We start from the raw sequence: 23,905 nt of genomic DNA on the forward strand, positions 1-23,905 counted from the left end.
CACCTCACGGTCGAACATCATCATCGTGCTGCGCCGCGCCTCCCGCCGTTTCGAACGATGCATCGTCTATCGAGGCCGAATACGCAAATGCGCTGCCGTCCGCCACTTGCGCAATACGCCCCTGATGCAGCCGGATGACACGATCGGCCAGGCCGAAATAGCGGTCATCGTGCGAGATCACGATCAGCGTCTTGCCCTGCCGCTTCAGGTCGGGAAGCATCTCCGTGTAAAAGAAGCGGCGGAACGTCGGATCCTGGTCGGCGGCCCATTCGTCGAGCACCATCCATGGACGGTTTTCCAGATATGCGTGAACCAGCGCCAGCCGCTTGCGCTGTCCCGCCGACAGGTCGATGGTCGAAAACGCGCCATTTTCGATCCGCACTTTCTGGCCGAGTTCGAGATGATCCAGATAACCGCGCGCGCGTTCGATGGTCGCTGTGTCATTGACCACCAGGTCATCGAACAGGTGATAGTCGGAAAACACCGCTGAAAATTGCTGGCGATAATCGTCGAGCTTGTCATCGGGCACCGGCTGTCCGTCGACCAGCAATTCACCCTGCACCGGCGAATATAGCGACAGCAGCAGCTTGAGCAACGTCGTCTTGCCGCATCCATTCTCTCCAACAATGAAGAGCGTCTCGCCCCGCCTGATTTCAAGGTCGATGGGTCCAAGCTGAAACCCGGCGGCAGTGCCCACTTGGGGAAACGCAAACACCGCGCGGCGCAACGCGATGCTTTGCATCGGCGCTGCAGCGGGCGCGGCCGGACGTGCATCGAGAAGCCGCGCTTCGCGATTCTCGAACTGACTCGAGAGTTCGGCAATGCGCCGGAACGACACCCGCGCCTGGATCAGCGCCAGCACGCCGCCCGCAACCTGTTCTATCGGTCCGCGAATATAAAGCAGCACGATCACGAACCCGCTGACCACGCGCGAGTCGATGCCAAGCCGGTTCTGCATCACAAGAATCACGCCGATCACCACGAAAAACAGCGTCGTGCCGATTGCGCCCGTGGCGTAGAAAAGCCGCATCGCGCGAATCTTCAGTTCGCTAATCAGATCAGCCGCGCCCGAAAGCTGTTCGGCGTGCACGCGGTTGCGCCGCTCGCGGTTCAGGCGCAGTTCCTTCGCGCCTTCGGTGATCGCGCGATATTGCTTTTGCAGGTCGTCCTGCGCGCCGCGCACGCCCTGATAGTGATGATCCCAGCGCATGGACGCGTAGTGGTTGATCCACAGTCCGATCAGGATGGCGGCCAGCGCGAGCAGGAACAGCGGCGGCGAAAGCACGAGCATATAGACCACGCAGCCGAGCGCGACCGTCAGCGCCACCGCGAAGCTCGGGAAGTTGAACGTGAAGGCGCTGACGGTGTCGACGTCGCTGTTGAGCGTGGCGAGCAAACGGTGCACGCGATAACGCTCCACCGCCGCGATCGGCGCGCAGACGATCCGCGCGGAAATGTCCTTGCGCAGCGACGCCACGATCTTCTGGCCAATCATGCTGTTGCCCACGCCCGAGATTGCGTTGCCCGCCAGCGTCAGCACGACCAGCCCGATAAACGTCCACACCGTGGCGACGGAAATTCCGCCGGGCGCGTGCAATCCGTCGTTGATGGTCGCCAGAAGCCACGCGGTGCTCAGGCCCGCGAGCGCGCCCATCGCGGTGACAAACAGGCACAGATGCCAGAACGGCCGGAACAGCCGGAGAAGCTCGCGGCCAATATGGACGTCTGGCGTGGCGTCATCCTTCGATTGATCAGTCATCCTATGCTCTCCCACGACGCGGCCATGCCGCGCGTTGCCACGCCGCGCAGCAGCGCGGCATCTCGTTGTTGCACCGGCCGCGCGGACGCGGACTTCATCGGACCACGCATACCGGTTCGCCCGTATGCGGATGCGGCATCACGACCATCGGGATGCCGTAGATTTCCTCCAGCCGCGCCGACGTCATGATCTCGGCGGGCGTGCCGCGCGCGCATAGTTTGCCGCCTCGCAGCGCAATGATCTCGTCGCAGAAACGTACCGCCATGTTGACGTCGTGCAGCACGACCACCACGCCAAGCCCACGCGCGCGCGACAACTCCTGTACCAGCGACAGCACCTCGACCTGATGCGCCACGTCGAGCGCCGAAATGGGTTCATCGAGCAGCAGGCAGTCGGCGTCCTGCGCGACCAGCATCGCGAGCCAGACGCGTTGCCGTTCGCCGCCGGAGAGTGTGTCGACAAGACGGTCGGCGAAGCGCTCGACGTCGGTCAGCGCCATGGCCTCCTCCACCTTCGCGTGGTCTTCCGGACGGAAGCGGCCGAGCGCGCCATGCCACGGATGACGGCCGAAACGCACCAGTTCGCGCACCAGCACGCCCGCCGCCGACGGCGTGTGCTGCGGCAGATACGCAAGCTTGCGCGCGAGCGCGCGGCCCGGCCACGCATCGAGCGATTCGCGTTCGAAACGGATATCGCCGTGGGTGGGCAACTGCTGGCGCGCGAGCAGCTTGATCAGCGTCGATTTGCCCGAGCCGTTGTGACCAATCAGGCCAATCACGCGATGCGGCTCCAGCGTGAGCGAAAGCGGATGCAGCAGCGTTCGCCCGGGCACGGCGAAACTGACGCCGGAAAGCTCGAACATCGGAGACGGCACCGGCGGGTGCGCGGACAGCGGTCCCGCGGCATGCAGAGGCGCGGCGAGGACGGTGGATGAAGTCATGAACGTTTCCATGGAACATTCGCGGGGCGCGTCACTCGCGCTCGCGCCAAAGCAGGAACAGGAAATACGGGCCGCCCACGAAGGTGGCGAGCAGCCCGGCGGGCATCTGGTACGGAAACAGCAAATTGCGGCCGAGCCAGTCGGCGGCGATCAGCATGGCGGCGCCCAGCAACGCGGCGCCGCTCACCTGCATCACGGGCCGGCGCAAGCCAAGCAGCCGCGCAATATGCGGCGCCATCAGGCCAACAAACGATATCGGCCCGATGATCAGCGTGGCCGCAGCGGTCAGCATGGCGGCGAGCAGCAGCAGCGCAAAACGCGCGCGCCCCACGTTGATGCCCAGGCTGCGCGACAGCGGCTCGCCAAGCGGCAGGATGTCGAGCGCCCGCGTTCCGAGCAGCACTGCGGGCACGAGCAGCACGCAGGCGGCCAGCGCAGCCAGCGCATCGGGCATGACCACGCGATACGTCGAGCCGGCCATCCACGCCATCAGGATCGTCATGCGCGGATCGCCGCTCGCCATCAGGAGCGACGTCAACCCGCTGAAAACCGTGCCAATGGCGATACCGGTCAGCACCAGCCGCTCGGGCGAAAAACCGCTGCGCCGCGCCTGCATGAATAGCGCACCGAGCGCCAGCAGCGCGCCGAGCGACGCGGCGACGAACTGCATTGTGGGCGTGGGCGACCTGACCGCGAACAGCAGCACGATCAGACCCAGCGATGCGCCCGACGAGATACCGAGGATCTCGGGACTTGCCATCGGATTGGCGGTCAGCCGTTGAATCACGATGCCCGCCACGGCGAGCATTGCCCCCGCGGCCAGCGCGCCGATCACGCGCGGCGCACGGAGGGCGGCGAGGCGGCCGAGTGTATTGAACGTATCGAGGGTATCGGCGTGCCAGCCGCCAAGCCCGCGCGAGAGCAGCATTGCGCAAAAGAGCATCGCGATGAGGCCGGTTGCCATGACGGCGACGCGCCGCCCTGCCCGTTGCGTGCGATGCGCCGGCACCGGTACTTCGCTGCGCGCACTGTGCGGGCTGTCGTGCAGTTGCGGCAGCAGCGAGAGCAACAGCGGCGCGCCGAGCAGCGCCGTTGCGACGCCGGTCGGGACTTCGGGAAACCAGTGACCGAGAACCTGAACGGCCTGATCCGCGACCCAGAGCAGCAACGCGCCGACTATCGTGCCCCAGCTCAGGCGGGCGCCAAGCGTGCGCGCGCCGGCAAGCCGCGCGAGCGCCGGTCCGGCGAGACCAATGAAGCCGATCACGCCAAGCGCGCTCACCACCCACGCCGACAGCGCCGTGCCGATCATCAGCGCGGCGAGCCGCAGCCATCGTAACGATATCCCCAGCCCGCGCGCGGCCGAATCGCCTACCGCCAGCACGGAAAGCGGCCGCACCAGCAGTGCGGCGGCCGCAGCGGCGACAGCAAGCCTTGGCAGCAGATGCAGCACGACTGACCAGCTATTCTGGTTGAGCGCGCCCGACTGCCACACGAACACGCCGATCAACCCGTCCGAAAACACCAGCGACATGACCGAGCCGACCGCGCCCGCGCACAGCGTCACGACCAGTCCGGCCAGGATCAGCACGAGCGGCGACAGCGTGTGCGCCCAGGCGATCGCGAACACCACGGCGAACGCTGCCGCCGCGCCGCCCATGGCTACCGCGTCGCGGCCGCCCAGCAGCATCGACGGGAACCAGATTGTGGCGACCGTCACCGCGACGCTCGCGCCCGCAGCGACGCCGAGCGTGGTCGGTTCGGCGAGAGGATTGCGCAGCACGTGCTGGAACAATGCGCCCGCCAGCGCGAGCGCGCCGCCAGCCAGCAGCGACACCGCCAGCCGCGGCAGGAACGAATAGAGAATGACCACGCGATGCATGTCGTTGGCATCGGCTGAGGGCAGCAACCCGCTCCACCCCGCGGCGGGCATTGCGCCATGGAGGTTGGCGAAGCTCAGCAGCAGCGCCACGATCACGAGCGTCACCGCGAGCGGCCACGGGGAACGCGCGCGCCGGCCGGGCAGCATGGAGGCGACCGCGCTAGACATGCCGGTATTCCGGCCGCAGCGCGAGCGCGTGCAGCCCTTGCAGAAAGGTATTTGCCGCCGGATACGAGCTATAGAGATCGACCAGCGGAATGCGGAACACGCGTCCTTTTCGGACCATCGGCAGGCGGTTCCAGAACGGGCTCGCCGATAATTCCGCGAGAGCCGCCGTGGTGCCCGCGCCGAAGTCGACCACGATCACGTCCGCATCGGGCACCTCGGCGAGCGCCTCCACGCCCGTGACCGCGAAGCCATAGGCATTGGTCGCGCGCGTCCATGCGTTGGGCAGGCCGAGTTCGCTCATCACGTCGTACATGATGCTGTTGCGCCCGTACACGACCATCGAGCGGCCGCCGCCGTTGAGCGTCACCAGATACGAGGGCCGCGATCGCGCCGCGCCGCTTTGGCGCAGCGCGTCGCCGGTTTGCGCCAGCAGTGTTTCGGTGCGAGCCATGTATTCATTCGCCTGCGCCTCGTGGCCGGTGAGTTGCGCCACGCGGCGAAAGCCATCGGCCGCACGCGAAAGCGCGCCTGTCGAGCCGCTGTAGATGTCGAGATGCAGCACGGGCGCAATGGTCGCAATGCGCTCGCGGGCGGCAGGCACGGTGGTCACGGTCACGCACTGGTTCACGCCGAGCGCGATCATCAATTCCAGATTCGGCTCGTTCGGGTCGCCACAGTCGGCAATGCCGGGCGGCATCGGCGGTTTTGCGCCCATGGCGGCGTAGAACGCCTTGTCGACGCCGGCAACGGGCCGCATGCCCATGGCAAGCAGCGTTGAAGTCGCCGCGCGATCGGGCGAAAGAATGCGCAATGGCGCAGCCGCCGTTGCGCCTGCGCCGGTGCCCGTAAGAAGGCGCGCGGCGGCGGGCAGCGGCAACGCCGCAGCCAGTACTGCCGCGCAAAGCGCACGGCGTTTCGGTCGATGAGGAATCATTCGATACGGCATGACGCAGTGGTTCTCGTGGTGTCCTGAAGCGCCGAGACAACGTGGCCGCGCCACGCCTCGCGTTGACGGGCGGTCGCGGACGGTGCGGGTCCGAACTGCGCGAGCGCCGCGCCGGTGGTGTCTCTAAAGGTTACGGTATCGCCCTCGCCCGCCCGCGCCGAGACAATGTCCGAGACCCGCAGATGCAGCGCGAAATCACGCGCTTGCACGCTAAGCCAGCCGTCGCCGATGTCGTGCACCCGCGTGAGCCGCGCCGCATGCGTCTGCGACGCGCCGTCATTGGCGACGCGGCTCGCGAGCGGCATGCCATCGGCGAGCGCCTGGTTCAGCAGCGTCAGCGGCGCAAGCCGCGCGGCGGTACCGCGAACATCGCAGGCGGCGCTTGCCGGGACCGGCGGCTGCGCGCGCACCTGCGTGGTTTCAGCAACGAAACGATGCGACTGATCAGCCGAACGATACTTCGCGACCAGCGCATCGTAGGCTCTGGCGCGGGCGTTATCGACGAGATGAATCTTCGCCACATTGCCGCCCGCGCCATCATAGAACTGCAATTGCCGATACGCCTCGTGCGCCTTGCCATAGTAGCGCGTCACCGCGAAGGCCTCGCGCCAGTTGGCGACATCGGGTTGCAGGCCGAGCCGCTGGGGATCGTTCGCCGACATGTGGCGCGGCTGGCCCGTTTTGTCGAAGTATGGCGTGGTGGCGCTGACGGTGCGTTCGCTGATGCCGCTCTCCGTGCGCACCATCACCTCGATCTTCCCGAGCTTTTGTATGTCGGCAAGCAGTGCGTCAATGTCGGACGGCGTGGAGCGCAGCCGCACCACGTCCGTTCCGGTCTCCGTTGCAACCAGCGCCGCTTCGGGCGCCTGCAGCCACTGCGCCGCGTCGCGCGATGGCAAGCGGCCGCGCAGCGCGGTCCAGCGCGCGGCCAAGTCGGTCTCTCGTGCGGTGGGGTCGTTGGCAGCAACGGCCGTCGCCGATTGCGAATCGAGCACCATCGGCGCGGCCTTGACCGGCTCGCCGAGCGACTGCGTGCTCCATTGCTGATCGGCGTAGCGCAGCGTGCCATCGGCGAAATACGGCGATGCCGGATCGTCCGATTGCGCGCCCGCCATCAGCGTGCTGGCGTCCACGCCGTCAGTCCCGCCGAAGGACACGACCTGCAGATACGTATTCGCGTTCGCGTGGGCGTCGATCAGCTTGCCGCCCTGCTCGATGCGCTGCTCCGAACACGCCGACGTGAAATATCCGTCCGAGTCGCAGCCGCCAAACAGGCCGATACGCACGCCATTGCGCACCGCGAACAGCGTGTCGGAACGTTCGGCATCGATGGCAAAACCGCCTTGCTCGACGCGCAGGACCGCCACGGCAAGCATCTTCGCGAGCGTCTGGCCGTCGGCCTTGAGGCCGGAAGGGGTATCGAGCGGACGCTGGGCGTCGAACGGCACGCGATTGCGCGAGTCGTCGGGTAAGGTGTCGATGCGCGTCCACCACGCGTCCCAGAGCGTTGCTCCGCGTGCGTCGGGCTGCGCTGTATCGTTCCAGTCGCGCAGCACGCGGCAGGCCGGCGCAATGTCGATACTGCGCGCCGCGAATGGCTCGCCTCCCGCCGGATCGCGGTCGATGCCGATCTCGCGCTTGCCCGCCGAGTCGGCCGCGACCGCGTTGCAGGCTGCGTCGAGCGCGTCGCGTTTGTAGAGCGTCGCCGCCATGGACCGGCTGTCGAGCGCCATCGAGCGAAGTGTCGCGGGCGTGGCGCCGCGTCCCGGATAACCGTCCGTGCCGGCCATGCGCTGTTGCGCCATGCGCAAGCCGAGCCGCGCGCGCAAACCCGGCGCGCTGCGTTCGATACCCGTCACCGCCGCGTAGCCGGTAAGCGGCTGCGCCGGATTCGCCAGCCAGTGCGTGTTGTTCATGTTCGCCACGAAGTCGCGGCGCAGCAGTTGCGGCAGCTTCGCGGCGGGCATCGCGCCGGGCTGGACGGAATCGGCGTCGGTGCGCCAGTCGCAGGCGGCGCGCGAGCCATCGAGGAACGGCACGCCGGGTGCGCCGGCCGCGAACGCTCGGCCGAGAGGCGTCGCGCAGGCTGCGGCGAGCGCATCCGGCACGTTGGGCACCGCGCCAATATCCGCGTACCAGACACGCGGATCGTCGCGGCCAATCGCAATGGTATTGACCCACGGCACGGCTGCTTCGCGTGTCTGGATCGCACGGAATTCATCGAGCGAACGCGCGCGGCCCCAGTCCAGGAAATTCGCGAACACGCGATAGTTCTCCGTGTTGATATCGCGGATTGCGAACGCCTGTGTGCCCTGCCAGCGCATGGCCGGCGAATAGCCCGAAAGATTGACTACGGGACCCAGCTCCGTTCTGTACAGCGTGCGGTTCATCTCGCGCAGCGTGCCGTCGGGCTGCCGCGCCTGCACGGTCAGCGGCACGGGCGTCATAGGCACGCGGCGGCCGTCGCGCAGATAGGTCGTAGGCGAATCCTGCGCCAGTTGTAGCTGGAAGATGCCGAACCGGCGCGCGGCGGACACCGTGTGCGTCCACGCGACATCGCGATTGAAACCGATCATCACGACCGGTACGCCAAGCATGGCGACGCCGCTCACGTCGAGCTTGCCCGGTATCGATAAACGCATTTGGTAGAACTTGTCCGGTCCTTCGAGAAACCAGTGCGGATTGCCAAGTAATGTTGCGTGGCCGTCGCTGCTGCCATCGGCGCCGAACGCGAGTGCATTGCTGCCTATGCCGTGGCCGCCGCCCACGGTGAGCGGCGTATCGGCGACGGCGCGGGTGAACTCGGCCAGCGTGTCAGTCGAACCCGTGCCCGAATGCGTCTGCGATGCCGTGCCCAGCGCAGGCGGCCGCGCATTCGCGATACGCCCCGCGAAGCGCGCGTCGCCTCCCGCGAGATTGGCTGCGAACAAGCGTTTGTAGACGTCGTCGGCGGTGATCTCGCCGACCCAGCCCGCATCGCGGCACGCCTGGTTGCTGTGCGGCGCCGCGCCCGTGCGCCAGTCATGCACATAGCGGTTGTATCCGGCCGCGAAGCCGTCCACCAGCGCGCGGATTTCGGGCGGCTGCGCGTCGCGGTATGCCTTCACGCGCGCGGCGTCATCGGCCAGTTTGAAGAAGAAATCGGAGTCGAGGTTATTCAAGGACCCAAGCGTCGATGCCGTCGGTTGTGTGCCTTCCGGGCCGAACCAGCGCGAGCGCTCGCCGCGATAAGTCACGAACGCTGCGGCCAGCGTGCAGAGATTGTCGCCGGCCTGCGCGTAGGCCGTACCCCAGCCGAGACTGCCCCAGTCGTTCGCAATCACCTGCGGCACGCCGTCAGGCGCGCGGCGCATCTCGGCGTGATAATGCGGCGCGGTCGGCACTTGGGCACGCGCGGCGTTATCGGCATGTGTGGCGCACCCCGCGAGCGCCGCCGCGCCCGCCAGCACCATCCATCGTTTCGTTACAGCTTGCACGGCTTTGCGGATGTCCAAACTCGTTTCCTTCATCTAGTGGGCGAAATGTGCAACTGCGCTGGATGCCGCCGGTTCGCGCCGCCCGGCGTCGAGCACCTTCGCAAGACTTCGTTCGATCACCGCCAGACCCTGTTCGAGCGCTTCGGCGTCGATGGTCAGCGCAGGCAGGAATTTGAGCACCTCGCCCCGCGCACCCGACGTCTCGATGATCACGCCTTCAGTGAACGCGCACTGCGAAACCCGCGCGGCAAGCGACGTGTCGCGCGCGGCGAGCCCGACGATCATGCCGCGTCCCCGCACGCTCAAGCCCGCGTCGGGATAAGCGGCCGCGATGCGCGTGAGCGTCTGGCGCAGCGTCGCCGAGCGCGCCGCGATCTCGCGCGAGAAGCGGTCGTCCTGCCAGTAATGTTCGGCGGCGGCCGCGGCCGTCACGAACGCGAGGTTGTTGCCACGGAACGTGCCGCTGTGCGCGCCGGGTTGCCAGATGTCGGCATCGGGACGCATCAGGACCAGCGACATGGGCAGACCGAAGCCCGACAGCGACTTCGACAAGGTCACGATGTCCGGCCGGATACCGCTCGCCTCGAAGCTGAAAAACTCGCTCGTGCGCCCGCAGCCCGTCTGGATGTCGTCGACGATCAGCAGCATGTCCTGGGCGCGGCAAAGCGCTTCGAGCCGGCGCAGCCAGTGCGCGCTCGCCTCGTTGACACCGCCCTCGCCCTGCACCGTTTCCACCACCACGGCGGCTGGACGGTCTAAACCGCTGCTCGGATCGTTCAGGCAGGTTTCCAGATAGTCGAGCGTATCGATGCCCGCCCCGAGGTATCCGTCATAAGGCATGAACGTGACATGGGCGAGCGGCGTGCCGGCGGCGCTGCGGAATTTCTGGTTCGCGGTCGCGGCGAGCGCCCCGGCCGACACGCCGTGAAAGCTATGCGTGAAGGCGACGATGTTGGGCCTGCGCTTGACCTGACGCGCGATCTTGAACGCCGCCTCGATCGCATTGGTGCCCGTGGGTCCGGTGAACTGCAGCGTGTAGCGCAAGCCGCGCGGCGCCAGCACCACTTGCTCGAACACTTCCAGAAAGCGTTTTTTCGCGCTGGTGGCGAGATCGAGCGCGTGGGCAATGCCGTCCGATTCCAGATAGGCAAGCAAAGGCTTCTTGAAGACCGGATTGTTGTGGCCGTAGTTGAGCGTGCCCGCGCCGCTGAAAAAGTCCAGGTAGCGCTTGCCGTTCTCGTCGACCATGTGGGAACCCTGCGCTCGCGCGAACACCACAGGGAAGTCGCGAACGTAGCTGCGCACTTGTGATTCGAGCCGGTTGAAAATGTCGATATCCATGATTGTTTCCTGGTTGACGAGGGTTGCCGGAGGCAAGGTCTACGCTACGTGGGACAGCATCGCGATCTGTTCGCGGATGCTGTCGAGGAACACTGGGTGGCGAACGATCGCGATATGATCGGCGTCGATTGCGCTGACGCTGAGTTCATCCGCATGAAGGCGCCAGCTGGCGGCCGTTTGTTCCGGCGACGGGTTGGCGGTGGCGAGCCAGAGATGCATGTGGGCGCGCGTCCTGCCCGCTGTGCTGGCCGGGGCGCGCGACTTGATGGCATCGAAATGCTTGCCGAGCGACACCGCCGCCGCGACCAGCCGCCGCCCGGCTTCGCCCTGCGGCACCACGGCGCGCCAGCGGGTTTCGTCGGCGGCCATCTCGGCGAGCAGCGCTTCGATTTCCGCATCGGTGGCAGCGATGTCGGGCAACGCGCCGGTTTCGTCCGAGGGCGAATCGGGCGCGGCGCTGTCGACCAGACCCAGAAAATCGACGGTCTCGCCCTGCGCTTCAAGCGCCGCCGCGACCTCGCGCGCGATCCAGCCGCCACTCGACCAGCCGACGAGACGATACGGCCCGTGCGCCTGCACCAGGCGAATCCGCGCGGCGTAATCGCGCGCGAAATCGCCCATGGTCGCGGGTTGCCAGGCGTCGTCGCCATGACGCGGCGATTGCACGCCGTACACCAAAGCCACGCCTTCCAGCGCGCGCGCGAGCGGCCGGTATTCGCCCACCAGTCCGTAGCCGGGATGGATGGCGAACAGTCGGCGCGGCGCATCGAGCGCCCCCAGCGGCAGAATGTTCGATGGCATGTCCGATCCGAGTGCGAGGCGTTCGGCGAGCGCCGCGACCGTGGGGTAAGCGAACAGGCTTTCTATCGAAAAGCCGCTCAGGCCGTGACGCGTGATCCGCGCTGCGACCTTGAGCGCGTCGAGCGAATCGCCGCCGAGTTCGAAGAAGTTATCGGCGACACCGACATCGTCGCGGCCGAGCACTTCGCGCCAGATCGCGAGCAGGTGCGCCTGGGTTGCATCGGCCGGTTCCGACGCTTCGGCAGCGCGGGTTGCGAAAGCCGGCGCGGGCAGCGCGGCGCGGTTGAGCTTGCCGTTGGGCATCAGCGGCATGACGTCGAGCGCGACGAACGCCGATGGCACCATGAATGCGGGCAGTCGTCCGGTGAGGCCTTCGCGCAGGGCCTGGACGCTCGCTTCCCCGACCGTGTAGCCGACCAGATGACGCTCTTCACCCTCGCCGCGCACTTCGACCACGGCCTCGCGCACGCCCTGCACTTGCCGCAGCGCCGCCTCGATTTCACCGAGTTCGATGCGCAATCCGCGCAGCTTGACCTGTTGGTCCATGCGCCCGAGAAAGTCGATCGCACCATCCGCGCGCCGCCGGCACAAATCGCCCGTTCGATAAAGCCGCGCGCCGTCACTTCGATGCGGATCCGGAATGAACTTTTCGGCGCTCAGCGCGGGCCGGTCGAGATAGCCGCGCGCAAGCGTGTCGCCGCCGATGCATAGTTCGCCCAGCGCGCCGGCCGGCAATTCGTTGCCTTCGTCGTCGCACACATACGCCGTGCGCGACGGATACGGCCGCCCGATTGAAACGATGGCCTGCTCCGTGTCCCCGGCGCGAGTCTTTTGCGCCATGCAGGCCACGGTCGTCTCGGTCGGACCATAAAGATTGTCGAGGCGGATGTGCGCGAGCGGCCCCGCTCGCCATTGCCGCAGCGCGTCGCCGGGCAAACCTTCGCCGCCGACCGTGATCTGGCGCAACGCGGCGAGTGATGCCGGCGGTGGCGGCTCACGCAGCCATTGTTGCCAATAGGCGGTCGGAATGCGCGAGAACGTCACGCGTTCCTCGGCCAGTTGACGGCTGGTGGTGGCGAGATCCCACGGCCGCGGTCCGCGCATCTCGACGCTTCCGCCCTGGATCAACGCGGGCAGCATCTCGTGCAGCGCGACGTCGAAATTGATCGTCGACGACTGCAGTTGTCGATCATCGGCGGAAATCCCGTATGTGCCAATGAAGTCATTGAGATGAAGGCTCAGTGCGCCATGGCTGATCGCCACGCCCTTGGGACGGCCGGTCGAGCCCGATGTGTAGATCACGTAGGCAAGCTGATCGGGGTGGACAGCGGCATCGACTGGCCTGGCGGGAAGATGGTCGAGCGCCGCCACGTCGAACGTGCGGCATTCCGCGAAGAGGTCGGCCAGTTCGCACAGGGTGTGCGCGTCGGTCAGCACGCGCGTGACGCTGGCGTCGTCGATCATGTAGGCCAGACGATCCGCCGGATATTCGGGGTCGAGCGGCACGAAGGCTGCGCCCGCCTTGAGCGTGCCCAGCAGCGCGGGCACGATGGCCACCGAACGGCGCAGGCAGATGCCGACGCGCTCGTCCGGCTTCACGCCATCGGCCGTCAACGCGAGCGCGATGCGGTTGGCCCACGCGTCGAGCGTGCCGTAGTCGATGCGCTCACCTTCGCAATGCAGCGCTGGCGCTGCGGGCTGGGCGGCGGCGCGTGCGGAAATGCGCCGTGCGACTGGCTCGAAGCGATATGTCGCGCGCTGCGGCTCCGGGTTGCAGCCTTCCGGTGCGATATTGCGTAGCGCGGTATCGGAGGAGTTGGCTGGGTCGGCAATTACGTAAAGCATCGCGACATAGTGATCGAGCATGCGCGCGACGACGGCTTCGTCGAAGATGTCGCATGCGTAGGTCATCACGAGGTCGGGCGTGGGGCCATCGACTACGTTCAGGACGAGATCGAAGCGCGCCGTATCGCCCTCGGCGAGCAATGGCGACACTTGCAGGCCGGGCATCGGGGCGGTGTCCGCCGGGGCCGACGTGTAGTTGAACATCACCTGGAAGAGCGGCGTTTGTCCGAGGCTGCGCGCGGGCTGCAACGCGTCGACAAGACGCGCGAACGGCAGTTCCTGATGCGACTGTGCCTCGATCAGGCGCTCGCGCACTTGCGTGACCAGGTCGCTGAAACGCGTCACGCCAACAAGTTCCGTGCGGATGACCAAGGTGTTCACGAAGAAGCCGACGAGCGCCTCCGTTTCCACGCGCGTGCGGCCAGCGGTTGGAACGCCTACGCGCAAGTCCTTCTGGCCGCTGTAGCGCGACAGCAGCAGATTGAATGCAGCGAACAGCGTCATGAACGGCGTTGCGCCATGTGTCTGCGAAACGCGGCGCAGTGCATCGGCGAGCGGCGCAGGCAACGCACGTGTGACGCGAGCGCCCTTGTCGCCGCGCAGCCCCGCGCGTTTGCGCGAGGCGGGAAGCTCAAGCGTGGGATGGTCATTGCCAAGACGCGAGCGCCAGTAATCGATCTCGCAAGCCTCACGCGCTGTATCGAAACTGTCACGCTGCCATGTGGCGAAGTCACCATAAGTGATCGCGAGCGGCGTGTCGTCGAGCGGCACGTTCGCGAGCGCCGCGCCATAGGCGCGCGTCACGGTATCGGCGATCACGCCGATCGACCACTCGTCGGCCACGATGTGGTGAGTCGCGAAGTGCAGCACATGCTCGCGCTCGCCTGTGCGTAGCAGCGTGACCCGCAAGAGCGGTCCTTCGGCGAGATCGAATGGCTTACGCGAAGATTCGCGCAAGCGCTGCGCGAGGCTATCCGGCGCTGCGCGAAGATCGCGCGACTGCCAGCCGTAGCTGTTATCCCCCGTTACCTGCCACGGTGCGCCATCGATTTCGATGAAGCGAGCGCGCAGCGCCTCCTGCCGCGCGACGAGATGGTCGAGCGCGGTTCGAAGCGCCGCGACATTCAGTTCGCCGTCCAGTTTGAAGGCGCCGATCATGTTGTACGCGGCGCTGGCCGGATCGAGCTTCCACAGGAACCAGAGGCGTTCTTGAGCGAGCGTCAGCGGCGCTCGGGACGTGTCGTGGCGGCGCGGGATTGGAGCGTCAACGCCGATGCATGCGGGAAATGAAGCCGCCATGGCGTCGAGCGTGGGCGCAGCGAAGAAGTCTTGCAAGGGCACGCTTACGCCATGACGCTGCGATAACCGCGATACAACCTGCATCACCAGCAGCGAGTGACCGCCGAGTTCGAAGAAGTTGTCGTGACGGCTGACGCGTTCAACGCCAAGCACTTCCTTCCAGACATCGGCGAGAAGGGTTTCCGCACCTTCTTGCGGCGCTTCATATTCACGTGCGATGGCGTCCACCGTGGGCAACGCCTTGCGATCAATCTTGCCATTCGGCGTGAGCGGCATCGTGTCCAAACGAACGAGCATGCCCGGCACCATGTAGTCCGGCAGCGTTTTCGTCAGCGCGACGCGCAGCGTTTCATCGGATGCGGTGCCCGTGTAATAGCCGATCAATCTCGTGCCTTCGTGCGCGATGACAACCGCTTCGTGAACGCCATCTTGTGCAAGCAGTTGCGTTTCGATCTCGCCCAACTCGATACGAAAGCCGCGAATCTTCACCTGATGATCGGCACGGCCCAGATAGTGCAACTCGCCTGCGTTGTCTAACCGCGCGATATCGCCTGTGCGATACATCCGTGAACCCGGCTCGCCGTACGGATTGGGCACGAACCGCTCCGCGCTCAGATCCGCCCGATGCAGATACCCTCGCGCAAGCCCTTCGCCTGCAAGGTACAACTCGCCCGCGACGCCTTGCGGCACGAGTGACAAGTTGTTGTCGAGTAGCAGCGCCTGGGTTGATGCGATTGATTTGCCGAGTGTTGGTTTGCCTTGGACCCGGCCGAGTAACGACCAGATCGTGGTTTCCGTCGGGCCGTACAGATTCCATAATTCGAGTCCGCGTGCGCGCAATGCGTCCGCGAGATCATGCGGCAACGCTTCGCCGCCGCATAGCGCCTTGAGAACCGGCCACGGACGTTCGCTTGCAATCAGCATGCGCCATGTCGCAGGCGTTGATTGCAGCACCGTCGCGCGTTCTTGCGTCAGGAGATCGGCCAGCGCCACGCCATCGCGTGCGGTCGCGCGTGACGCGATGATGAGCGTGGCGCCGGTAATCAACGGCAGATAAATTTCCAGTGCTGCAATGTCGAACGACAGCGATGTCACCGCCACCCAGCGGTCGTTTTCTGTCAGGCCCGGTTTGTCTTTCAGGCTCAAGAGGAAGTTTGACAGCGCGGCGTGGCGCACCATCACGCCCTTGGGCTTGCCCGTTGAACCCGAGGTGTAGATCACATAGGCGAGGTTTTCGCCTGCAACGTCGATGTTCGCCGGATTGGTGGTGGCTTCATTCGCAACATCGATGGTATCGATGTCGATGACGCTCACGCTATCGGAAATTGGCAATGTGCTGGCAAGTGACGAGTGCGTGATTACCCGCGTCGCGCCGCTGTGCGCGAGCATGTAGTGCACGCGCTCAGCCGGATAGTCGGGATCGATGGGCACGTATGCCCCGCCCGCTTTCAGAATTGCCAATAAGCCGACGACCATATGCGTCGAACGTTCGAGTGCGATGGCAACCGGCATGTCCGGGCAAACGCCCATCGCGATCAGACGGTGCGCCAGTTGATTTGCTCGCGTGTTCAACTCGGCATACGTCATCGATTCGCCGTTGAATCGCAGCGCTTGCGTATGAGGCGTGCGCGCGGCTTGCGCTTCGATCATCCGATGCACAGGCGGAGCGTGATCGAAGTTCGTGCCGTTGCGTCCTGCCGCCAGCAACGCGTTGCGTGCTTGAGCATCGAGCAGATCGATATCGCCGATCACCTGTGCATCGGACGCGGCGAAGGCTTCGAGTATCGCTTCATAATGCTTCGATAACCGCCCGATCGTGGCTTCATCGAACAGATCGCTCGCGTAGCCGAAACTTGCATCGACGGCGCCATTTTCCGCTTCGTTGATATTGAGCGTCAGTTCGAACTGCGCACTCTGCTGGCCCGTCGCGAAACCCGACACATCAAGACCTGGCAAACCCTCAAGCACGCGATAATCCTCGCGCTGATAATTGAACATCACCTGGAACAACGGCGTGTGGCTCAGGCTGCGTTCGGGCTGAAGCGCATCGACGAGCACATCGAACGGCACGTCCTGATGCTGTCGAGCGAGCGCGACATGCCCGCGCACTTGTGCGATCAGAGCCTCAACCGCCGTGTCATGAGCCACGTGCGCGTGCATCACCTGTGTGTTGACGAACATGCCGATCAACCCGGACGTTTCCGCCCGGTCGCGATTCGCCACGGGCACGCCCACGCGAATTCCGGGCTGCCCTGTATGCCGGTAAAGCAACGCCTGGAACGCAGCGAGAAACACAACGAATGGCGTTGCATCGTGACGCCGTGCGAGCATGCGAAGCGCCGGCATCGCGGATGCAGGCAAAACAAAACGATGACGCGCCGCGCGATATTCGCCGAGCGCGCGGCGCGGCCGATCCACAGGCAACGCCAGCACCGGCGTGTCGGGGCCGAGCGCGGTTCGCCAATATTCAAGCTGCCGAGCGTGCTCGCCGCTCTCTAAACGCTGCCGCTGCCAGACGGCGTAATCCGCGTATTGCACTGGAAGCGGCGGCAATGCCGCACTTTCGCCCGCAAGCGCCGCGCGATATCCAGCGACGAATTCATCGAGCAGTACATCAATGGACCAGCCATCGGCAACGATGTGATGCAACACCACGACCAGCGCGTGCGAGTGCGCGGTGTCATCGAGCGCGATCAGACCGACACGCAGCAGCGGCCCGCGGGTCAGTTCGAACGGCGCGGCGACGAACGCCTGCGCCCAGACATGAGCCTGCTCCGCAGCCGCGAATGTCTCGCGGTATTCATACGGCAAGCTGGAATGAATACGTTGATGAGCGACGCCTTCACTGTCCGTATCGAATGTGGTGCGCAGCGTCTCGTGACGCTCGACGATCGCATCGAATGAAGCACGCAACGCGGCGCGCGCGAGCGCGCCGTCGAGCCGCAATGCGCCGGTTACGTGGTACGCGGCGCTCGCCGGTTGAAGATTCCAGAGGAACCACAGCCGCTGTTGCGCCGGCGACAAAGGCAATGCATCGCGGTTCTCGATGCGCTGAATCCTATCTTCGGTTGCGTTTTCATGCGCTATCGCGGTGGTCAACAATGCGAGCGTTTGATGCTCGAAAACCTGTCGTGGCTGCACGCGCATATCGCGACGGGCGGCATTCGCCACCAGCTTCAAGACGAGGATTGAATCACCGCCGAGTTCGAAGAAGTTGTCGTGACGGCTGACGCGTTCAACGCCCAGCACTTCTTTCCAGATATCAGCGAGAAGGGTTTCCCCACCTTCTTGTGGCGCTTCATATTCCCGTGTGATGGCGTCTACCGTGGGCAACGCCTTGCGATCGATCTTGCCATTCGGCGTGAGCGGCATGACGTCCAGACGAACGAGCAGACCCGGCACCATGTAGTCGGGCAGCGTTTTCGTCAGCGCGACGCGCAGCGTTTCACTGGATGCATCACCCGTGTAATAGCCGATCAATCTCGTGCCTTCGTGCGCGATGACAACCGCTTCGTGAACGCCATCTTGTGCAAGCAGTTGCGTTTCGATCTCGCCCAACTCGATACGAAAGCCGCGAATCTTCACCTGATGATCGGCACGGCCCAGATAGTGCAACTCGCCTGCGTTGTCTAACCGCGCGATATCGCCTGTGCGATACATCCGTGAACCCGGCTCGCCGTACGGATTGGGCACGAACCGCTCCGCGCTCAGATCCGCCCGATGCAGATACCCTCGCGCAAGCCCTTCGCCTGCAAGGTACAACTCGCCCGCGACGCCTTGCGGCACGAGTGACAAGTTGTTGTCGAGTAGCAGCGCCTGGGTTGATGCGATTGATTTGCCGAGTGTTGGTTTGCCTTGGACCCGGCCGAGTAACGACCAGATCGTGGTTTCCGTCGGGCCGTACAGATTCCATAATTCGAGTCCGCGTGCGCGCAATGCGTCCGCGAGATCATGCGGCAACGCTTCGCCGCCGCATAGCGCCTTGAGAACCGGCCACGGACGTTCGCTTGCAATCAGCATGCGCCATGTCGCAGGCGTTGATTGCAGCACCGTCGCGCGTTCTTGCGTCAGGAGATCGGCCAGCGCCACGCCATCGCGTGCGGTCGCGCGTGACGCGATGATGAGCGTGGCGCCGGTAATCAACGGCAGATAAATTTCCAGCGCTGCAATGTCGAACGACAGCGATGTCACCGCCACCCAGCGGTCGTTTTCTGTCAGGCCCGGTTTGTCTTTCAGGCTCAAGAGGAAGTTTGATAGCGCGGCGTGGCGCACCATCACGCCTTTGGGCTTGCCCGTCGAACCCGAGGTGTAGATCACATAGGCGAGGTTCTCGCCTGCAACGTCGATGTTCGCCGGATCGGTGGCCGCTTCGATTGCAACATCGATGGTATCGATTTCGATGACGCTTACGCTCTTGGAAATCGGCAATGTGCCGGCAAGCGATGAGTGCGTGATCACCCACGTCGCGCCGCTGTGCGCGAGCATGTAGTGCACGCGCTCAGCCGGATAACCAGGATCGATGGGCACGTATGCCCCGCCCGCTTTGAGAATTGCCAATAAGCCGACGACCATATGTGCCGAACGTTCGAGCGCGATGGCAACCGGCATGTCCGGGCACACGCCCATCGCGATCAGACTGTGCGCCAGTTGATTTGCTCGCGTGTTCAACTCGGCATACGTCATCGATTCGCCATCGAATCGCAGCGCTTGCGCATGAGGCGTGCGCGCTGCTTGCGCTTCGATCATCCGATGCACAGGCTGAGTGTGATGGAAGCTCGTGCCGTTGCGTCCTGCCGCCAGCAACGCGTTGCGCGCTTGAGCATCGAGCAGATCGATATCGCCAATCGCCTGTGTATCGGACGCGGCAAACGCTTCGAGTACCGCCACATATTGCTTCGATAACCGCCCGATCGTGGCTTCATCGAACAGATCGCGGGCATAGTCAAAGCTGCCTGAAATCAAGCCGTCCGGCGATTCACTGACGTTCAGCGTCAGTTCGAACTGCGCCGCGCGTTCTCGCGCTTCATAGTCCGTTGCCTCGATACCAGGCAACCCCTCCAGCACCCTGAAGTCCTCGCGTTGATGATTGAACATCACCTGGAACAACGGCGTGTGGCTCAGGCTGCGTTCGGGCTGAAGCGCATCGACGAGCACGTCGAACGGCAAGTCGCGATGCGCGCGCGCGCCGGCCGCCCTGTCCTTCACCTGCCCGACAAGTTCGCCCACCGTCGTACGCGCGCCAACCTGAGCACGCATCACCTGCATGTTGACGAACAAACCGATCAGCCTCGACGTTTCCGCCCGGTCGCGATTCGCGACGGGCACGCCCACGCGGATATCGGCCTGTCCTGTATGCCGGTGCAGCAATGCCTGGAACGCGGCGAGCAACACCACGAACGGCGTAGCGCCGTGCGATTGCGCGATGCCCCGAAGCCGTGCGGAGAGCGCGGTATCGAGCGAAAACGATTGCGTCGCCGCCCGATACTCGCCGAGCGCGCGGCGCGGACGATCGACGGGCAATGCCAGCGTCGGCGCGTCGTTGTCCAGTTCCGCGCGCCACCATGCCAATTGCCGTTCGCGTTCGCCATCGTCCAGTTGCCGGCGCTGCCATGCCGCGTAATCGCCGTACTGGATTGCGGGCGCCTCGATCGCGGGTGTGTCGTCGGCCAACGCCGCGCGGTATCCGGCAACCAGTTCGTCCAGCATTACGCCGACGGACCAACCATCGGCCACAATGTGATGCATTGCGACAAGCAGCGCGTTCGACGTTCCGCTGCCGTCCTCCAGATGCAGCACGCCCACGCGAAGCAATGGCCCGCGCATGAGATCGAACGGCTCCGCCGCGAATTCCTGCGCCCACGCAGGCCCTTGCGCAGCGGTTAGCGACTGCTCGCGAAAGTCATAATCGGGTGTTGCGTGCACGGCTTGCCACAGCGTGCCGTCATCGCCGGCGCGAAAGGTCGTGCGCAAGATCTCATGCCGCTTGACGATGCCATCGAACGCAAGACGCAACGCAGCGACGTCGAGCACGCCGCGCAGATGCATGCTTCCCGCCACGTGATACGCATCGCTGCGCGGTGCGAGATTCCAGAGGAACCACAAGCGCTGTTGCGCATGCGATGCCGGCATCGTGCCGCGGTCGGCAAGCGGTGCAATCTCATGGCCGGATTCGCCTTCGATACTTTCGTGGCCTGCGGCTGCCTGCGCGGCGAGTACAGGTGCCTCGAATATCTGGCGTGGCGTAAGCGTAATGCCCGCTCGCGCCGCACGGGCCACGAGCTTCAGCGTAAGAATCGAATCGCCGCCGAGCGCGAAGAAATCATCGTGGCGGCTAATACGTTCGACGCCGAGCACCTCGCGCCATACATCGGCCAGCGTGGTCTCCATGCCATCCGTAGGCGCTTCGAAAATGCTTGCAACCTGTTCGGCATCGGGCAATGCGCGCCGGTCGATCTTGCCATTGACCGTAAGCGCGAAAGCGTCGAGCACGACGATTGCCGCCGGCACCATGTAATCGGGCAGCCGCGCCGTGAGCGACTTGCGCAACGTATCGGCTGCGAGCGTCATGCCGGCATGCGCGGTCACATAGGCCATGAGGCGCGCGCCTTGTCCGCCGTCGCGCGCGATCACGAGCGACTCACGCACCCCATCGCAAGCCAGCAACGCCGACTCGATCTCGCCAAGTTCGATACGAAAGCCGCGAACCTTGACCTGATGATCGATGCGCCCGAGATATTCGAGTTCGCCGTTATCGCGCCATCGCGCAAGATCGCCCGTTCTATAAAGCCGTCCGCCGTGCGCCGCGAACGGATCGGGAATGAAACGCTGCGCCGTCAGGCTCGCGCGATCGAGATAACCGCGCGCAAGCCCCGCGCCCGAGACGTGCAATTCTCCGGTCGCACCGATTGGCGAGCGCGCGCCGGTTTCATCGAGTACATACAGCCCGAGATCGTCGATGGAGCGTCCAAGCGGACTGTGTTCGGTATCGATATCGGCCGAGGTAATCACGCGATACGTCACGTGAACGGTCGTCTCGGTGATGCCGTACATGTTCACGAGCACCGGTCCGCGCTCGCCCATGCCGGCGAACCACGGCGCGAGCGTTCGCGGCTCGAGCGCCTCGCCGCCAAAAATCACGATGCGCAACGCAAGAGGATTTTCGTACACGCCTTCAGCCGACATCAACTGGCGAAACGCCGAGGGTGTCTGGTTGAGCACCGTCACGCGCTCGCGGCGCAGCACGTCGAGGAACGCGCGAGGGGTACGGCTGATATCGAACGGGACGATCACGAGACGGCCGCCATGACATAGCGCGCCGAAGATTTCCCAGACGGAGAAATCGAATGCGTAGGAATGGAACAGCGTCCAGACATCGTCGGGACGGAAACTGAACCACGCATCGGTGCGTGCGAACAGACGCGCGACGTTGCGGTGCGTGAGCTGCGCGCCCTTGGGCAAACCCGTGGAGCCCGAGGTGTAGATCACATAAGCAAGCTGGTCGCCGTGTACGTGAACGGCCGGTGCGTGCTCCGGCTCGCTGGCCAGATCGATTTCATCGAGCAGATGCGTCCTGACGCCCGCCACTTCCGGCATTGTATGAACCAGCGCGCGGCGCGTGAGCAGCAAGGCAATGCCGCTGTCGGACATGATATGGCGCTGCCGCTCGGCGGGATAGGCTGGGTCGATGGGCACGTACGCGCCGCCCGCCTTGAGGATCGCGAAGATCGCAACGACCATCTCGAACGAACGGTCGAGCGCGATTCCGACCTTGACCTCCGCGCTTACGCCCTCCGCGATCAGCCGATGCGCAAGCCGGTTCGCGCGCGCGTCGAGCGTTGCGTAGTCGAGCGTTTCGCCATCGAGCGTGAGCGCCGGAGCGTGCGGTGTGCGCGCTGCCCAGGCCGACATGGCGACGTGCAGCGGCACGGTTTCATGTGCAGTGGTAACGCGCGGGCTTTGCCACGCGTTCAGCGCGGCGGCGTCGCGCGGCGACGGCACGTCGAGCGCAGCCAGCGGCACGGACGGCGATTCGAGCATGGCCGCAAGCCACGCCGCGAAATGACTTGCGAGCCGTGCGGCGAGCGCATCGTCGATACGATCGCGATCGAATTCAAGCGATATCGTGACCGCGCCATCGTCGAGCTGCGCATTGAACAACAGGTCGCACTGCGGCGTGGCGTTGTCGAGCGTAATGAGTTCAACCTGGACATCGCCCATGCTCAGCGCTCTCGCTCGTGTGACATCGGCGACGTTGAAAAGGGTCTGGAACGGTGCGACATGCACGCCGCTCCGTTGCGATGCACTGAGCGCCATTTCATACGGCACGTTGCCGTGATCGAGCGCGGCGATGGCCTGCGCACGAACCGCACGCACGCGTTCGTCGAAACTTTCATGCGACGCCGTCCGCACCCGAAAAAGCTGGGTGTTGACGAAGAAGCCGATCAGGTTGGCGGCGTTCGCGTGACGGCGTCCATCGACGGGAACGCCAATCAGGAAATCGCCATCGCGATGACGACGGGTTAGCACATGCTGCCACGCCGCGAGCAACGCAACAAACGGCGTGCAACCGGCAGTGCGGCAGTAGTTGCCCAGACGCGCGGCGAGCGCGGAATCGAGCGGCAGATCGTGCACGCCAAGGCGGGGAGCGTCGCCCCGAGGCGTGGCCGGCGACAGTTGCAGCGGCACGAATTCATCGGCGAGATAGTCGCGCCAGTAAGCAAGGCCCGCGTCCCAGCGCCCGGCAATACTGGCTTCGTGCTCGCGCTGCGCGAGGTCCGCGTACTGGAACGACAGCGGCGGCAGCGCCGCGAGCCGGGCATCGCCCATGGACAGCGCCTCGTAGATCGCCGCAAAATCGCGCGCCCAGATATCGTTGGACGCGCCATCTGAAATCAGGTGGTGCAGCGTGACGGCAAGCACGCTTTCGTCGTCGCGCAACTGGATCCAGAGCAGGCGCATGAGCGGCGCCGCGTGCAGATCGAACGGACGGCGCGCTTCGAGCGCGAGGCGACCGGACAGATCTTGCGCGTTCCGGTCACCCCAGTCCTCGCGCGTCATCCGCAACGGCGCATCCGGCAGCACGATCTGACGCGGCTCGCCATCGCGCTCGGTGAAGCGCGTGCGCAGGACGGCATGACGCGCGGTCAAGGCGCGCGCCACCGCCTCGATACGATCGGGATCGACCACGCCCCGCAACCTGAACGCACGCGCGATATGGTAAGCGTCGTCACCGGGCGAGTAGCGATGCAGGAACCAGAGCCGGCGCTGTGCAAACGACACGGGCACCTCGTGCGCCTGCGCGGCCACCGGGGCCGGAGCCGGCCGTGCCCCGGAAACATCGGGCACGTCGGCGTCGAGCATCAGCAGGTCCAGCAGTTCGCGATCGAGATCTTCCATGGCCGTTCCGGTGGTCCGCTCCAGTTGATGGAGCCGCGCGAGGCGGCGTCAG

7 protein-coding genes are annotated in these 23,905 nt (G+C 65.1%); all 7 read right to left on the reverse strand.

Annotated features, from left to right (window positions below):
- Positions 1-4: 4 nt before the first annotated feature.
- The 7 genes from ACRWA7_RS09095 to ACRWA7_RS09125 all read right to left on the reverse strand — a co-directional run bounded on the left by ACRWA7_RS09095 (position 5) and on the right by ACRWA7_RS09125 (position 23,853).
- Positions 5-1,759, reverse strand: coding sequence for a cyclic peptide export ABC transporter (locus ACRWA7_RS09095; RefSeq protein WP_438392373.1), 1,755 nt, complete (start codon positions 1,757-1,759; stop codon positions 5-7).
- 94 nt (positions 1,760-1,853) lie between these two features.
- On the reverse strand, positions 1,854-2,699 hold the full coding sequence (locus ACRWA7_RS09100; RefSeq protein ID WP_438392374.1) for an ATP-binding cassette domain-containing protein: 846 nt from the start codon (positions 2,697-2,699) through the stop codon (positions 1,854-1,856).
- Positions 2,700-2,730: 31 nt separating this feature from the next.
- The gene (fhuB, locus tag ACRWA7_RS09105) at positions 2,731-4,749 is read right to left on the reverse strand and encodes a Fe(3+)-hydroxamate ABC transporter permease FhuB (protein WP_438392375.1); all 2,019 of its coding nucleotides are present in this window, start codon (positions 4,747-4,749) and stop codon (positions 2,731-2,733) included.
- Positions 4,742-5,695, reverse strand: a complete 954-nt coding sequence (locus tag ACRWA7_RS09110; RefSeq protein ID WP_438392376.1) for an ABC transporter substrate-binding protein — start codon at positions 5,693-5,695, stop codon at positions 4,742-4,744. The genes fhuB and ACRWA7_RS09110 overlap by 8 nt, the downstream gene beginning before the upstream one ends.
- Positions 5,680-9,189 (reverse strand): penicillin acylase family protein, encoded by a 3,510-nt coding sequence (locus tag ACRWA7_RS09115; protein WP_438392377.1) that lies wholly within the window; start codon positions 9,187-9,189, stop codon positions 5,680-5,682. Before ACRWA7_RS09115 ends, ACRWA7_RS09110 begins: the two co-directional genes overlap by 16 nt.
- A 15-nt stretch (positions 9,190-9,204) precedes the next feature.
- Entirely contained in the window at positions 9,205-10,512 is a 1,308-nt protein-coding gene (gene ectB, locus ACRWA7_RS09120; RefSeq protein WP_438392378.1) for a diaminobutyrate--2-oxoglutarate transaminase, read from the reverse strand.
- A 39-nt stretch (positions 10,513-10,551) separates the two neighbouring features.
- A complete protein-coding gene (locus tag ACRWA7_RS09125; protein WP_438392379.1) occupies positions 10,552-23,853 on the reverse strand; it encodes an amino acid adenylation domain-containing protein in 13,302 nt (4,433 codons plus the stop codon).
- Positions 23,854-23,905: the final 52 nt, after the last annotated feature.

Origin of the sequence: Caballeronia sp. DA-9 (genome assembly GCF_051615025.1) — a bacterium.
GTDB classification, from domain to species: Bacteria; Pseudomonadota; Gammaproteobacteria; order Burkholderiales; family Burkholderiaceae; genus Caballeronia; species Caballeronia sordidicola.